Origin of the sequence: Bacillus sp. S/N-304-OC-R1 (genome assembly GCF_019749375.1) — a bacterium.
In the GTDB taxonomy this organism is placed as follows: Bacteria; Bacillota; Bacilli; order Bacillales; family Cytobacillaceae; genus Cytobacillus.
This window is the reverse complement of the sequence record NZ_JACWFE010000004.1, coordinates 1-15,171: the sequence shown is the minus strand read 5'-3', so window position 1 is coordinate 15,171 and position 15,171 is coordinate 1. Positions and strand designations below refer to the sequence as shown.

The window sequence follows — 15,171 nt, the reverse complement described above, 5'->3', positions numbered from 1 at the left end:
CTTCTTCCTTTTACATTGTATTACATTTCTTGGAGTTCAGTAATTTCGACAGTAGACCGTTCTTCTAGCGGGCCGCGTAAATGGACAGTCGCTGTTCTTCCATCTTCATTTAACCCATCGATCCAAACTGATGCACCATTATAAGTAACCTCTATATCAGCAGATGAAGAAAGGATTTGTTTAACCCGTTTAACATCCATATTTATTCACTCCCTAATAGTAATCATTATATTTTTTGTTTAGGAAGAAAATATTATGCCTGCTCTTTTATCCGCAGAAAAAGTAATTATTAACGTGAGAGAAGGCTTTATGAAAGCATATACAAAAAGAAAAGGACGATTGGAATCGCCCTTGTTATATTAATTATTCGAATAAATACTATTATTATTGACAACCTGTAATTCTCTAGTTGTCTCTTCCATTTCACTTTTACAAATTGGACAGAGTGGCTTCTCGCCGCTCTTAAAGTTATCTCTGACCCAGCAGTTACAAGAATCTGAACTACATTCCCACACTTTTACCTGTTCCATTTTAATTTCTTCTGTGTTTTTTCTTCCAAATCCCATTGCCATATAAAGGCACCTCCCAAAGGGTAGAACCGTATTTTTCCCTAAAAATAAAAACACCTGTTAAATAAAGGGATCATTCTAACCAACTCTAAATAACAAGTGTATTTGGGAAATTTATATACTATAAATAAGATCATAATTAGTATAGCATATTTTTCCTGATCAGTCAAAGCACTTTACTCCTTTTATTCATTAAACAATTAAAAACCAGGAAAACTGCAAATTATCAAAACTTTTTTTGAAAAACTAGTAATAGTATTACTTTTTATCGGGCAAGGTGTATAATGTTCTAGTTAAGCAACATTTAGGTTTGATTAAGAAAGGGTGAAACCTATGGAAATTACAAGTTATTCTGTGGAACAATTAAAAGACCCTACAGGCATATTATTAGGAGAACGTTTTGAATTCTTTTTAGATATTGCGGTCGATGAAGATGATGAATTATATTCTGAGAATGGAGTACAGCTCAGAGTTTTGTTTTATGGGCATGACGATGATTACCGGATATTAAATTATCACTTCTTAGCTGGAGATAAAATATTAGACTTCGCCTTAGAAGAAGATGAAGAACAATTGATCACAAAATTCTGTATGGATCATTACATAGAAGCTGAGCAAATTTAATGAAAGAAGCATTCGTCCATTAAGTGGCGAATGCTTCTTTCATTATTAAACTTCAATTGCTTTTCCATCTTGTACAATATGATACATCAAATGTGCTAAATGATGAATGGGGCTATATTCCTCTTCATCCTCATCCATGCTCTCATTCTCTTCTTGGAATTCTAAATCATTTAAGTGCAGAGCGGCAAATTGATAAAAATCCTTTAATTCAAAGGCATAGCAAGCACTTGGATCTTCATTTTCTTCTTCATATTGAAGTACCATATAGGACTCTTTCCCATTTTCATCAGTGGCATCAAAGAATATAAAAAAGCCAATATTTGTATCGAGTTCGAATAAATGTCTTGTACCACCCTCAGTTAAACGCTCAAAATCCGCTTCACTAAGTTTTTGTACTTTCATTGCTTCCACTTGGTCTTCCTTGTGAAATTGAACCGTAAATTCTTTCATGACTATTCCCCCTTTGTCTAGTTAACTAACATCTTATAACTTATTTTGCTAAAAGCATAATAAAAGAGCCTGGTTATGGCTCTTTTACTCGCGCTATGCTTTTGTTACATTTACTGCTTGAGGTCCGCGCTGACCTTCTTCTATATCAAAATTAACTTCCTGACCTTCTTCAAGGGTTTTGAAGCCTTCGCTTTGGATAGCGGAATAGTGTACGAAAACATCCTCTCCGCCTTCAACTTCGATAAATCCGAAGCCTTTTTCTGCATTAAACCATTTAACTTTTCCTGTTGCCATTTTAATCCTCCTAATATCACTACTGACAGAATATATTACCCTGCAATCATATTATGGGTAATTATTTAGGATTTTAACCAATTATGCTTGTAGTAATACATGGAATATCAAATTAAAGAAAAATTATTTACTGCGAGCACGGTTTCTTCTTCTATCTCTTGCTTCTCTGCTCTCTCTTCCTTCTCTACCTTCTCTGCCTTCTCTTCTATCTCTTCCGCCGCCAGCGCCTCTGCCACGATCGCTATAACGTTTACGATCTCTATCTGATCTCGGCTTACGAATACGGATAGGCTCAACCGCTGTTAATTTTACAGGGGTAACATCAATGTCCTTTGTTAATAATTTTAACGCAGCAGCCAATAATGATACTGAATCTGTATCTTCTAATAAATTCTCAGCGATTCTCTTATAATCATTATGTTCATTCTTTTCAATCACTGCTATTAGACGATTGATTGTAGCTTGCTGATTACCCGCAAGAACGTCTTTATAGCTTGGAACCGGTGTTTTAATCATTTTACTCTTTGTTACATTTTCGATGATTTTTAAATGATCAATTTCTCTTGGAGAAACAAATGTAACAGCTAATCCTTTATTTCCTGCTCGACCTGTCCGACCAATTCTGTGCACATAGCTTTCAGGATCCTGTGGGATATCAAAATTATATACATGAGAAACACCACTAATATCAAGACCACGTGCAGCTACATCTGTTGCAACCATAATATCAATCGTTTGTTCTTTAAAGCGGCGAATAACTTGATCACGTTTTGCTTGAGGAATATCCCCATGAATTCCTTCTGCCGAATAGCCGCGTTTAATTAATCCTTCAACTACTTCATCAACACGCTTCTTCGTACGGCCAAACACGATTGCTAATTCAGGAGATTGAATATCAAGTAAACTGCAAAGGACATCAAACTTTTGCTTTTCATGTACTTCCATATAATGTTGTTCAATATTTTTTACAGTCATTTCTTTTGCTTTAATTTTTACAAGCTCTGGATCCTTCATGAATTTCTCTGCAAGAGTTTGAATTCTTTTTGGCATTGTTGCTGAGAAAAGAAGGGTCTGACGCTCTCCCTTTATTTCACTTAAAATTCTTTCGATATCTTCAATAAAGCCCATGTTTAACATCTCATCTGCTTCATCTAAGACCACCATTTTAATATTGCCAAGACGAATTGTTTTTCTTTCAATATGATCAATCAATCTGCCTGGCGTAGCAGCAATAATATGTGGTTTATTTTTTAGCGCACGAATTTGGCGATTAATATCTTGGCCGCCATAAATCGGCAATGTTTTGACTCCTTTCACTTGCCCAATACGGTTTAATTCTTCTGCCACTTGGACTGCAAGTTCTCTTGTAGGTGCCAAAACTAGCCCTTGTATGCCTTCTTCAATATTAATTTTCTCAAGCAGCGGAACCCCAAACGCAGTTGTTTTTCCTGTTCCTGTTTGCGCCTGTCCGATCATATCTTTACCTTCAAGACCAATTGGAATCGCTTGTGCCTGAATAGGAGTTGGTTCTTCAAATCCCATATTAGATAGTGCTTTTACTATTTCATTGCTTAAATTAAATTCTGAAAAGGTTGTCAATGTGTAATTTCCTCCTTAAAGTGTTTACAATTATTTCCTAGCGTTTATTCTGTTCTTACATTAATAGGTTTTCCAGTTTGCATCTCTTTTTTACATTTTTAAAATGAGGATTTTCTATTTCTCATTTAGAAAAATGAACAATATTCAAATTTGAAAAGGTTATTCCCAAAAAGTAACTTTGAGATGGATTCTCTTTTGAGGAATGGATGAAGAATATACAAAGTGGAGAACGTAAAAAAGTGATGCATGAATGACATGCACCACTCTATTTTTTGCTCGTTAATTAAGCTTTATTTACGTTAGAAGCTTGAGGTCCACGGTTACCTTCAACGATTTCGAAAGTTACTGCTTGGCCTTCTTCCAATGTTTTGAATCCTTCAGATTGAATTGCTGAGAAGTGTACGAATACGTCTTGACCTTCTGAAGATTCGATAAATCCAAAGCCTTTTTCTGCGTTAAACCATTTAACTTTACCTGTGTTCATGATAATACCTCCAAAAATTTGTTTCACTATAAGTCTTTAATATATAACCTTAAACATAAAAAGATCGTAACTATAATAAATCGAGGAATAAAAATCGTCCACAATTTATTGTAGCTACGACCACTTATCCAAAAATATATATAACGAACTTTACAGCGTTAACCTTATAATAAATGAGAATCCTAATAATGTCAATATTAAAAGGGATATGATCTGCATTTATTTCATCTTGCCTACTTGGGAAAAACATCTTGCTCCAAGTATAACACCTAAGACAATGAAAGCCCTACCTCTCTTTCATCCTTACGGCTCCGAGACCGTGCCAGCGAGAATCAGGTATTTAAAAAATCCATTCTACTAATAAGAGAAAATTTGTATGATTTTTTGCAGAAACATGAAGTGAGACTGTCGGGTAATGTTAGAAGATAATTAAAGAAGAAATTAACTATTTTTACTACTAAACGATTAAATCTCAAGTAAGCAGATATTCATAATAACTAATAACCTATTTTTTGTCAATACCTACAAATGTAAATTTATAATTAATTTACCAACAATATAGTAATCGAAAAGAGGGGAAATACATGCATTATCATATACAAAACGTTTTAATGCAAATTGAAAAAGATTATGATTTGAAAATACTTTATGCCTGTGAAGCGGGGAGCCGTACATGGGGAATAGCTTCAAATGACAGCGACTATGATGTGCGCTTTATCTATATTCATAAGCAGGAATGGTATTTATCAATTGATCAGGAACGAGATGTAATCGAGATCCCAAAACATGATCATTTTTCCATTCCTTTGGATCCCCAGCTTGATCTAAGCGGCTGGGATATTACAAAGGCTCTAAAGCTGTTCAGAAAATCAAATCCCCCTTTATTAGAGTGGTTAGGTTCACCCATTATTTATTATGAAGAGAATAATTTTTTATCAAAGATAAAGTCGATGGCACCAGATGTTTTTTCCCCTATCTCTTGTATTTACCATTATTTAAATATGGCAAAGAAAAATTACAAGCAGTTTCTAACATGTGAGAAGGTGAAGGTAAAAAAATATTTTTATGTTCTGAGACCCATTTTAGCTGCCCGTTGGATTGCAAAATACAATTGTATACCTCCTGTCCTTCTGCAAGATCTCGTTGACGATATACTGTGTGAATCTTCTATGCAAGCAGAAATTCATAATTTAATACAACGAAAAATAGCGGGAGATACAGAAGAATCGAGGAATGAGAATCTTCTTCGCTATATTGAAGATGAATACATAACCTTGGAGGTCTATGCTAAAACACTTATTAATAAAATGAATGACCCCACTTCTAAGCTGAATGAATTTTTCAGAGACACTTTATATGAAGTGTGGGGGTAAAAAAAGCTCACTATGAGAGAGCTCCTTCATGGTCAATTGGATTTGTCGCAGCTTTTATTTCATTTTAAGCTTTGCCCATAATAGGACAGGCAGATTCCATTAGATGAATGGAGGCTTGAGGAACTATTTAAATGCCATTGCCGCGTTTACTGCTTTCTTCCAGCCGTTATATAAATGACTGCGATTCTCTGCATTCATATTTGGTGAAAATGAACGGTCAATTGCCCACTTTTCGGCAATTTCCTGCTGGCTATTCCAAAAACCTACAGCAAGACCTGCGAGGTAGGCAACACCTAAAGCAGTTGTTTCATTAATGATTGGTCGTTCTACTGGGACATTTAAAATATCCGATTGAAATTCCATTAGAAAATCATTCTTTACTGCTCCTCCGTCAACACGAAGCTTTTTTAAATGTATGCCTGAATCGGCTTCCATTGCCGAGAGTACATCTTTTGTCTGATATGCAAGAGATTCCAAAACAGCTCGAATAAAATGCTCCTTAGATGTCCCTCTCGTTAATCCAAAGACTGCTCCGCGTACATCGCTATCCCAATACGGAGTGCCAAGTCCGACAAATGCCGGAACTACATAAACACCGTCTGTTGAAGAAACTTTCTTCGCATAATCTTCACTATCATGAGCATGCTTTACCATTCTAAGCCCATCTCTTAACCACTGGATGGCAGAGCCAGCGATAAAAATACTTCCCTCTAATGCGTATTCCACCTTTCCATTTAATCCCCAAGCTATTGTTGTTAATAGCCCATGATCCGACCGGACTGCTTTGTCACCTGTATTCATTAGCATAAAACAGCCTGTTCCATAGGTGTTTTTGGCCATGCCACTTTCAAAACATGCCTGTCCGAACAGTGCTGCCTGCTGATCACCGGCAATACCAGCTATCGGCGCTTCCCTGCCAAAGAAGTGAAAGGCAGAGGTTAAACCATAAATGTCAGAGGAAGGTCTTACATCTGGGAGCATGGATTTTGGAACTCCTAGAACGGAAAGTAGATCTTCATCCCACTTTAATTCATGAATATTATATAAAAGGGTCCGAGATGCATTAGAATAATCAGTCACATGGCTTTTTCCGTCTGTTAGCTTCCAAATAATCCATGTATCGATCGTCCCGAATAATAATTCACCTTGTTCAGCCTTGACTCTTGCTCCCTCAACATGATCAAGTATCCATTTTACTTTCGTTCCAGAAAAATATGCATCAATCAATAAACCTGTCTTTTTTTAAAAAAGCGCAAAGATTCATTTCCTTATTATTACTATATTAGCAGTAACATTAAATTTTGCGGATTTAAAAAAAACGATTTTGCAAATACAAAATCGGTCTATTGGCTCTCTTATGCTTCCTTTTTTGCTTTTGCCACAGTTCGTTTCTTCTTTGCTGCAGGCTTTTTTGGTTTTGTCTTGTCAATAGAAGCCTGGAGAGCAGCCATTAAATCCGTTACATTTGTTGCAGGCTCTTTCTCTACTGGAGTAACAATTTCTTTACCGGTCCGTTTGGATTCAATGAGATCCAATAGTGCTGTCCGATATTCATCCGTATATTTTTCCGGCGCAAATTCAGAGGTTAGCTGATCAATTAAGAGGATAGCAGTATCAATTTCTTTTTCTGTCACTTTATCCTCAACAGGAACATTCGGGACATCTGCTGCTTTTCGTACCTCATCCGGATAGTGAATCGTCTCCATCACTAATGTATTTTCGAAAACACGAATAACTGCAAGCTGTTCCTTGGAACGAATGATAATTTTTGCTAATCCAACCTTTTCAGATTCGGTTAAAGCTTTTCGCAGTAATGAATACGCCTTGCTTCCCCCATCACCTGGTGACATATAGTAGGTGCGATCATAATAAATGGGGTCAATTTGCTCCATTTTGACAAAATCCATTATTTCCACAGCTTTATCTTCATTTTCTTTCTTAAGCTTTTCTAAATCATCCTCTTCCAGAACAATAAATTTCCCCTTCGTATACTCATATGCTTTAACAATGTCCTCGTTCTTCACTTCAACATCACAAACTGTACACTTTTTCTCATATTTAATCGGTGAATGACATTCTTTATGAAGATTTCTAAGCTTAATATCCTTATCTTCAGTTGCTGCATGGAGCTTAATTGGAATGTTGACAAGCCCAAAGCTAATACTTCCCTTCCACATTGTATGCATGATAAGACCCCAATCTGCTTTTTCCTTTAATTTGTGTGAAAATAACAGACTCATTCACTAAAACTTCTGGAAACTGAGTATCATTACATATGAAGGGAATTCTATAAAAACAACTGATTACCCTAGGAGAGGAAAATTATGATCAAACCTATGCTGCCTAGTTTATCTTTTGAAGCCCCAAAAGGCGAGGATTGGCAATACGAAGTGAAGTACGATGGATTTCGAGCCATATTAAAATGGAATCACCATGAAATAACATTAGAAAGCCGCAATGGAAAATCATTATTAGAAATTTTCCCGGAAATCAAAGCATTTCTACATTCACAATCTGAGCATTTCCGTCCTTTTCTGCCTCTCACTTTAGATGGTGAACTTGTTTTTCTTGAAAATGCATATAAAGCTCATTTTGGGCAAATTCAAGTTAGAGGCAGGATGAGATCAGAAAAAAGGATCCATGAAAAATCAAACTCTTCTCCATGTCACCTCCTTATTTTTGATATTTTGGAAACCCAAGGGAAATCAATCATACATGAAGATTATTTTTCACGAAAACAGAAATTAATGGAGATATTTCTGCAGTGTAATCTCCCACTTAAGCCAGATGAAAAAAGTAAAAAACTTGTGCAATACATTCCCTGCTATCAAAACTTTAACGAGATATGGGATAAGGTCACCTTATACAACGGGGAAGGAATCGTAGCCAAACAAGAGAAGAATAAATGGGAAGAAGGAAAAAGAACTACTTCATGGATAAAATACAAAAACTGGAAATTTGTTTCGTGTTTCATTACCGCATATGAAAAAACAAACGGCTACTTCTATGCAGGTGTATATAAAAATGATGAAATTTATCCTATTGGCCAATTTATTTTTGGATTAAAGCCAGATGAAAAAAAAGCATTATTTGAAATAATTAAAGCAAACAAATTAAATGAAGATCAACAGTATATTTATGTAGAGCCAGCCATTTGTGTTGAAGTCAAATATTTGGAAATTTACGAAGAGCAAATGCGAGAGCCTCATTTTCATTGCTTTCGCTTTGATTTAACTCCAGATGATTGTAGGTTTGAACAGTTTCTCAAGCAGCAGAAGAACTTTCCTACAGACATTGAAGTCACGCATCCTGATAAACCATTATGGGAAAATCCACCGATTCAAAAAATCGATTTCATTCATTATTTACGGGAGATTTCACCTTATATGCTTCCTTTTCTAGAAAATCGGATGCTTACGGTCATCCGCTTCCCGCATGGTATTTTCGGAGATCCCTTTTATCAGAAAAATTGCCCTGATTATGCACCCGATTTTGTCGAAACGAAAGAGGCTGAAGGCATTAATTATATTATATGCAATAGTCTAAAGACGCTGCTATGGCTTGGAAATCAATTATCGTTCGAATTTCATCTCCCTTTTCAAACCATAAATAGTATTGGCCCAAGCGAAATTGTCTTTGACTTAGATCCTCCTTCTAGAAATGAATTTTATTTAGCCATTAAGGCTGCTTTACTAATAAAAGAAGTCCTTGACCACCTTAAATTAATCAGTTTTGTCAAATTATCTGGAAATAAAGGGCTGCAAATATATATTCCGTTACCGGAAAACACTTATTCTTATGAGGATACCAGACTATTTACTGGTTTTATTGCGGAATATTTAATATCAAAGGACCCAAATTCCTTTACAGTGGAAAGAATGAAAAAGAATCGTGGAAATCGGCTTTACGTAGACTATATTCAGCACGCAGAGGGAAAAACCATCATATCGCCATATTCTCCACGAGGAACGAAAGAAGCGACAGTTGCAGCGCCTTTGTTCTGGGAGGAAGTAAAAGATGGATTAAAGGTTGAAGACTTTCAAATACCAACTATGATAAAACGCATTCATCAATTCGGCGATCCTTTTAGCACATTTTTTGAGACGAAGGAAATTCAAAACTTTTCACCTATTTTACAGTTTCTAAGAACAAATGCGCAAGCGCCTTGATCACCCCCGACAAGCACAAGACGAGCCTCTCAGAAAGGTGTTCTTTACCTTTTTGGGAGGATTGACTTGTGACCTCGAGGGGGTAGGCGCTGGAGCTGAACGTAAACAAAATTATTCACAACGCTATACACAGCATTCGAATTTATTATTTCCTACACAAAAAGCAAAAACCTGCCCTCAAAATAGCGGCAGGTTCACTTGTTTTACATAATTTTTTCCTCTATCACTAGTTCACTAGACCAATTTAAAGCCTCTGCATATAATTTAAACAAATCTTTTTCATCAATAGATAATTCCTTGCACATTTCACTAATGACGCTCCATTGTGCAGTTTCTACAGCAAGGACGAGATCAAGTACATCCTTTAATTTATTCTTCTTGCCATTTAAAGCATTACAAATATCCTCTTCAAGAGGTAGTTCCTGTAAGATAAATTTCATAGGAATCGATAAAATGGAATCCATTATTGAAAACATGCCTGTCATAAAATAACTTGGAGATGGTACTCTTTTCACAGCCATTTTTGCAATATCTTCACACATTTTTGCTCTCGTAAGGCTAATCTGGATCGTTTCTTGAGAAATATTTCTCTTATCAATAGTAGATTCTCTTACAGCTAAAACATAAATCCATTTTTCTAATTCAATTAATCCAAGCATCATAACTGCTTGCCGAATCGAATTAATTTTTTGCTTTGGTCTAAAGGCAGGAGAATTTATTAACTTTAATAATTTATACGAAAGAGAGATGTCTCTTTCTATTAATTCTGTTATTCGATCAATACTTGGCTCATTTGTTGCAAAGTTTTGAATCATTTCATAATAAGAATGGAAATAAGCAGGTACGTCACGTGTTGATAAAATACTCGGTTTAGCAAAGAAATAGCCTTGGAAATAATGATAGCCCCGCTTCCTTGCGTCTTCGAACTCCTCTCTCGTTTCCACTTTCTCAGCAACTAATTTCAAAGGCAATGTTTTAGCGATTAACTCAATCTTCTCTCTCATTTCCTTTGAAGTTAATAGAAAATCGACTTTCACAAAATCAGCATATTCCAACAGCTCATATGAATATCTATTTTCCTCATTAATAACATAGTCATCTAAAGCAATTTGATAGCCAAGTTCTTTCAGTTCTTTGCAAATTTCTACTATTTCAGCACTCGGTTCAACCGATTCCAATATTTCTACTACAATTTCACGAGGACGAAAATAAGCAGGAAGTCTTAGCTTAAGCAGCTTCTCAGTAAAATTAATAAAACAAGGCTTGCCATTTGATAGCCTATCAATGCCAATATTTAAGAAACTATTAACAATAAGCTCAGTTGTCGCCTGATCTCCATCTATTTCAGGAAATTCATTCATTTCCATATTCCTGCGATAGAGAAGCTCATATCCGAATACTTCTTCATTTGCATTAAAAATCGGCTGCCTAGCTACAAAAACCTCCATGAAATTTACCCCCGACAAATTCTGCGTATTTTATAGTTCTAATTTTATATAATATTTCTTATATAGTTTGTCGAATTTTGGAATAAGAGAAAAATATTATACATTTTTGTAAAAATTATTTAGTAGACCGAAATATTACTTAGATAGCTGTTTAAATAAATTCCCCATCTCTATTGCGCCAACTGCTGCTTCCCAGCCCTTATTGCCAGCCTTCGTACCAGCTCTTTCAATCGCTTGTTCAATCGTATCTGTTGTTAATACGCCAAATATAATAGGGATTCCACTTTGCATACCTGTCGAAGCCACTCCTTTTGAAACCTCATTACTCACAAAGTCAAAGTGAGGTGTTGCCCCTCTAATGACAGTGCCTAGCGTAATTATGGCATCATAGTTCCCTGCTTCTGCTAATTTTTTAGCTGTTAAAGGAATTTCAAATGCTCCTGGCACCCAAACAACTGTAACATCCTCTTCGTTTACACCATGGCGTTTTAATGCATCCTCTGCACCGCTTAATAATTTCCCCGTAATAAACTCATTAAAACGTGATACTACGATCCCTATTTTTAAGCCAGTTCCTACTAAATGTCCTTCGATTACTTTTTTCATTTTTCATCACTCCTGTTAAAATTTTAATAAATGACCAAGCTTTGCTTGTTTAGTTTTTAAGTATTTTTCGTTTTCAGTTTTTGTAGGAAGCTGCAATGGAACTCGTTCCGAAACCTCTAAGCCATATCCAGCTAATCCTGCAATTTTTCGAGGATTGTTTGTTAAAAGCTTCATTTTTTTCACACCAAGATCCCTTATAATTTGCGCACCTACTCCATAATCTCTCAGGTCATCGCCAAATCCCAATTTATGGTTTGCCTCGACAGTGTCATATCCTTCCTCTTGGAGCTTATACGCCTTCATCTTGTTAATTAGCCCAATTCCACGGCCTTCCTGTCTCATATAAAGCAGAATACCCTTGCCTTCCTTTTCGATCTGGGTTAATGCTGCTTCCAGCTGAGGTCCGCAGTCACATCTGTTGGAACCAAATACATCTCCAGTTAGGCATTCAGAATGAACTCTTAGGAGTACGGGCACATCAGGTGTAATCTCGCCTTTGACTAGAGCAACATGCTCTTTTCCATCTAGCTTGTTCGTATATCCTACTGCTCTAAATGTTCCGTATTCTGTTGGCAATTGGATATCTGCTTCCCTTGTAATAAGAGAATCATGTTCAAGTCGATATTCAATCAATTGTTGAATCGTAATCATTTTTAATCCGAACTTTTCGGCGATTGTCTTTAGATCATTCACACGCGCCATAGTGCCATCATCCTTCATAATTTCACAGATGATCCCAGCAGGCTTTGCACCAGCAAGACGCGCTAAATCAACCGCTGCCTCGGTGTGGCCAGCCCTTCTTAATACCCCGCCTTCCTTAGCAATTAACGGAAAAATATGACCTGGCCGATTAAATTCATCAGGATGTGCTCCATCCTTTAACATTCTTTCGATCGTAAAGGCTCTTTCGAAAGCACTTATCCCTGTAGTGGTATCTTTATGATCAATGGAAACAGTAAATGCTGTACCACGGGCATCCGTATTTCTTTCAACCATTGGGAGTAAGTCAAGTTTATTCGCTATCTCTTCTGAAATAGGAGTACAAATGAGCCCTCTTCCTTCTTTAGCCATGAAATTGATTGTTTCAGGGGTAACGAACTCTGCTATTGATAGAAAATCTCCCTCATTTTCCCGATCCTCATCATCACAGACAATAATGACTTTTCCTGCCTTTAAATCCTTTAGCGCTGCTTGTATTTCACTGAACATTGCAGTTACCTCCTATATCATTATTGAGCTCTACAGAAAGCCATTTGCTCTTAAAAAATCCTCAGACATTCCTTTGTTTTGTGAGCCACTGCTCTGACCCTTATTTACAAATGAATATAAATATTTTGCGAGCATATCGAATTCAAGATTTACGATGTCCCCAGCGTGCTTGATGCCTAAAACACTTTCTTTTGCCGTATGCGGAATAATCGAAACGGTCACTGAATGATCCGTAACGCCAAAAATCGTTAACGAGGTACCGTCAATCGCAATGGACCCTTTCATTAACAGTAGATGGCTGAATGTACGTGGCACCGAAATATCAATATAAATCGCATTTTCATTCGGTCTCTTTTTCAAAATTTGACCAGTTCCATCTACATGACCAGTTACAAAATGCCCGCCAAAACGGCCATTTGCCGCCATGGCCCGTTCAAGATTAACGAGAGCTCTTTCCTTTAACGACGACAGTGAAGTACTTTTGTACGTCTCTGGCATGACATCAACAGAAAATTCTCCGTGGTGAAATTCTGTAACCGTCAGGCAGACGCCATTGACCGAAATACTGTCACCGAGCTTGATATCCTGAATAATTTTAGAGGCTTTAATTGTTAATTGGATTGTATTTCCTAGCTGTGCAGCTTTTTTTACTATTCCTAGCTCCTCAATTATTCCTGTGAACATGATTTAGACACCTCCTCTATTGGCTTAGCAATAATTTTCAAATCGCAACCAATCGATTGAAAGGATTCGATTTTCAGGTTAGTCGCATGCTGAACGAGCTCAACTCCATTTCCTCCTACAAAGGGAATGGCCTCTTTGCCGCCAATAATTTTCGGAGCAATATATAAAATAATTTGCTGAAAAGCATTTCTTTCTATGAATGAAGCATGAATTTCAGAACCGCCTTCAACAAGCAGAGACATAATGTTCATTTTCCCTAGCTCTATTAATAGTTCTTGGATATCGATTTCGGGCTTGGATAATGGAAATATCTCAATTCCTAACTTTCGAAAAGACAGTGCATGCTCTGAATTGATTTCACTTCCTGTAAAAATGATTGTCTTTGCTTCCTTATCTTGCACAATATTTGACGTAATCGGTGTACGCAAATGCGTATCTAAAACAACTCGAATGGGATTTTTTCCACCTCGGGGCAGTCTGGTGGTTAGTTGCGGATTATCATGAATAATCGTATTAACGCCAGTCAAAATGGCATCGTGTTCATGTCTTAATTGGTGAACATCTAGTCTGGATTCTGGAGAGGTGATCCATTTACTGTCACCGGTCTTTGCAGCAGTCTTACCATCAAATGATGATGCTGCCTTTAATGTTACATAAGGAGTTTTCGTTTTAATATAGTGAAAAAAGGGTTCATTCATAGAATGTGCTTCAGCCTGTCCAACACCAATTTCAACCTCAATGCCTGCAGCCTTTAGCTTCTCAATACCTTGACCCGCTACTAGTGGATTTGGATCAAGTGTGGCCACAACTACTCTTTTAATGCCTGACTCTATGATTAAGTCAGCACATGGCGGTGTTCTCCCGTGATGGCTGCATGGTTCAAGCGTGACATATAAATCTGCATCAACTGCTTTTTCACCAGCTGCACCAATGGCATGTACTTCTGCATGTGGGGTACCCGCCTTTAAATGGGCTCCAAATCCAAGGACTTCGCCATTTTTGACAACTACCGCACCGACTTTTGGATTTGGACTTGTTTGTCCTGTTGTCGATCGGGCCATGGCCAATGCTAAGTCCATATAGGTTTTGTCTTGCATATTATCTCGTCTCTCCTTTCTTTATTTTTTCTCCAGAAAAAAACCCGTACAAGTCAATGTACGGGGCAAAATAGCAAAACTAAATAAGCGTAGAAAAAATAGCTTTTTTCACGCTATATTCATTCCTTCTCCCATCCAGACTTTCACTGTCGGCTTTGGAGTTTCACCAAATCCACCGTTTTCAAGTAATTGAAACCGGGTCACGGACTAAGAGGACACAGACCTCATCACCGCCGGTTGGGATTTTCACCCAGCCCCGAAGGAATCCTAATTCGATTACTGAAATAGTAACACTTCTTTTACGAATAAACAATTTTTATATTCAAAAATAAACAAAGAGAGTGGAACCCTTCTATTTTATTTGGCTATATTTGTAAACTTTGCTGTAATAGGACTAAACAGTGAACCGTTCCTTTCCGCTACAGGCTCTTGCTTTCCGCGGGGAGGAAGTCGAGCCTTAGTTATCATGAACGAAACTAGCTCCTTACTCGTAACATCGTAGGTTAATTTGGTTAGAATGTTTACTGAAAAAGACAAACCAAATCAGAGCTACATTACGGAAGGA

The 15,171-nt window shown here is 36.9% G+C and carries 15 protein-coding genes, 1 pseudogene and 1 riboswitch; of the genes and pseudogenes, 3 read left to right on the top strand and 13 right to left on the bottom strand.

Annotated elements, in window-relative coordinates; all coding sequences use genetic code 11:
* Positions 1-20: 20 nt before the first annotated feature.
* Positions 21-200 (bottom strand): H-type small acid-soluble spore protein, encoded by a 180-nt coding sequence (locus tag H0173_RS05185; RefSeq protein WP_221845293.1) that lies wholly within the window; start codon positions 198-200, stop codon positions 21-23.
* A gap of 159 nt (positions 201-359) precedes the next feature.
* Complete coding sequence (locus tag H0173_RS05180) at positions 360-572, bottom strand: cold-shock protein (RefSeq protein ID WP_221845292.1); 213 nt, start codon at positions 570-572, stop codon at positions 360-362.
* Positions 573-902: 330 nt separating this feature from the next.
* On the opposite strand from H0173_RS05180, the gene H0173_RS05175 reads away from it, so the two are divergent.
* A complete protein-coding gene (locus H0173_RS05175; RefSeq protein WP_221845291.1) occupies positions 903-1,193 on the top strand; it encodes a DUF6509 family protein in 291 nt (96 codons plus the stop codon).
* A gap of 45 nt (positions 1,194-1,238) precedes the next feature.
* Here H0173_RS05175 and H0173_RS05170 read toward each other — a convergent pair whose 3' ends face one another.
* The 4 genes from H0173_RS05170 to H0173_RS05155 all read right to left on the bottom strand — a co-directional run bounded on the left by H0173_RS05170 (position 1,239) and on the right by H0173_RS05155 (position 4,020).
* A complete protein-coding gene (locus H0173_RS05170) occupies positions 1,239-1,643 on the bottom strand; it encodes a cytosolic protein (RefSeq protein ID WP_221845290.1) in 405 nt (134 codons plus the stop codon).
* 93 nt (positions 1,644-1,736) lie between these two features.
* Positions 1,737-1,937, bottom strand: coding sequence for a cold-shock protein (locus tag H0173_RS05165; protein ID WP_057771058.1), 201 nt, complete (start codon positions 1,935-1,937; stop codon positions 1,737-1,739).
* A 123-nt stretch (positions 1,938-2,060) separates the two neighbouring features.
* Positions 2,061-3,536, bottom strand: a complete 1,476-nt coding sequence (gene cshA / locus H0173_RS05160) for a degradosome RNA helicase CshA (RefSeq protein ID WP_260631039.1) — start codon at positions 3,534-3,536, stop codon at positions 2,061-2,063.
* Between the two features lie 283 nt (positions 3,537-3,819).
* Positions 3,820-4,020, bottom strand: a complete 201-nt coding sequence (locus H0173_RS05155) for a cold-shock protein (protein WP_221845289.1) — start codon at positions 4,018-4,020, stop codon at positions 3,820-3,822.
* Positions 4,021-4,604: 584 nt separating this feature from the next.
* On the opposite strand from H0173_RS05155, the gene H0173_RS05150 reads away from it, so the two are divergent.
* A complete protein-coding gene (locus H0173_RS05150) occupies positions 4,605-5,393 on the top strand; it encodes a nucleotidyltransferase domain-containing protein (protein WP_221845288.1) in 789 nt (262 codons plus the stop codon).
* A gap of 123 nt (positions 5,394-5,516) precedes the next feature.
* On the opposite strand, the pseudogene glpK reads toward H0173_RS05150, so the two are convergent.
* Together glpK and ku are read right to left on the bottom strand one after the other, a co-directional pair.
* Positions 5,517-6,635: pseudogene (glpK, locus tag H0173_RS05145) on the bottom strand (glycerol kinase GlpK); the annotation flags it as partial.
* 113 nt (positions 6,636-6,748) lie between these two features.
* A complete protein-coding gene (gene ku, locus H0173_RS05140; RefSeq protein ID WP_221845667.1) occupies positions 6,749-7,579 on the bottom strand; it encodes a non-homologous end joining protein Ku in 831 nt (276 codons plus the stop codon).
* Positions 7,580-7,720: 141 nt separating this feature from the next.
* Here ku and H0173_RS05135 point away from each other — a divergent pair, with 141 nt between their 5' ends.
* On the top strand, positions 7,721-9,562 hold the full coding sequence (locus tag H0173_RS05135; protein ID WP_221845666.1) for a DNA ligase D: 1,842 nt from the start codon (positions 7,721-7,723) through the stop codon (positions 9,560-9,562).
* A 203-nt stretch (positions 9,563-9,765) separates the two neighbouring features.
* Here H0173_RS05135 and H0173_RS05130 read toward each other — a convergent pair whose 3' ends face one another.
* The 5 genes from H0173_RS05130 to ribD all read right to left on the bottom strand — a co-directional run bounded on the left by H0173_RS05130 (position 9,766) and on the right by ribD (position 14,606).
* On the bottom strand, positions 9,766-11,010 hold the full coding sequence (locus tag H0173_RS05130; protein WP_221845287.1) for an EAL and HDOD domain-containing protein: 1,245 nt from the start codon (positions 11,008-11,010) through the stop codon (positions 9,766-9,768).
* Between the two features lie 135 nt (positions 11,011-11,145).
* On the bottom strand, positions 11,146-11,616 hold the full coding sequence (gene ribH, locus H0173_RS05125; RefSeq protein WP_221845286.1) for a 6,7-dimethyl-8-ribityllumazine synthase: 471 nt from the start codon (positions 11,614-11,616) through the stop codon (positions 11,146-11,148).
* Positions 11,617-11,631: 15 nt separating this feature from the next.
* Positions 11,632-12,825, bottom strand: coding sequence for a bifunctional 3,4-dihydroxy-2-butanone-4-phosphate synthase/GTP cyclohydrolase II (locus H0173_RS05120; RefSeq protein ID WP_221845285.1), 1,194 nt, complete (start codon positions 12,823-12,825; stop codon positions 11,632-11,634).
* Between the two features lie 30 nt (positions 12,826-12,855).
* On the bottom strand, positions 12,856-13,509 hold the full coding sequence (gene ribE / locus H0173_RS05115) for a riboflavin synthase (protein WP_221845284.1): 654 nt from the start codon (positions 13,507-13,509) through the stop codon (positions 12,856-12,858).
* The gene (gene ribD / locus H0173_RS05110; protein ID WP_221845283.1) at positions 13,494-14,606 is read right to left on the bottom strand and encodes a bifunctional diaminohydroxyphosphoribosylaminopyrimidine deaminase/5-amino-6-(5-phosphoribosylamino)uracil reductase RibD; all 1,113 of its coding nucleotides are present in this window, start codon (positions 14,604-14,606) and stop codon (positions 13,494-13,496) included. The genes ribE and ribD overlap by 16 nt, the downstream gene beginning before the upstream one ends.
* 119 nt (positions 14,607-14,725) lie before the next feature.
* Positions 14,726-14,874, bottom strand: a riboswitch (FMN riboswitch).
* Positions 14,875-15,171 lie beyond the last annotated feature (297 nt).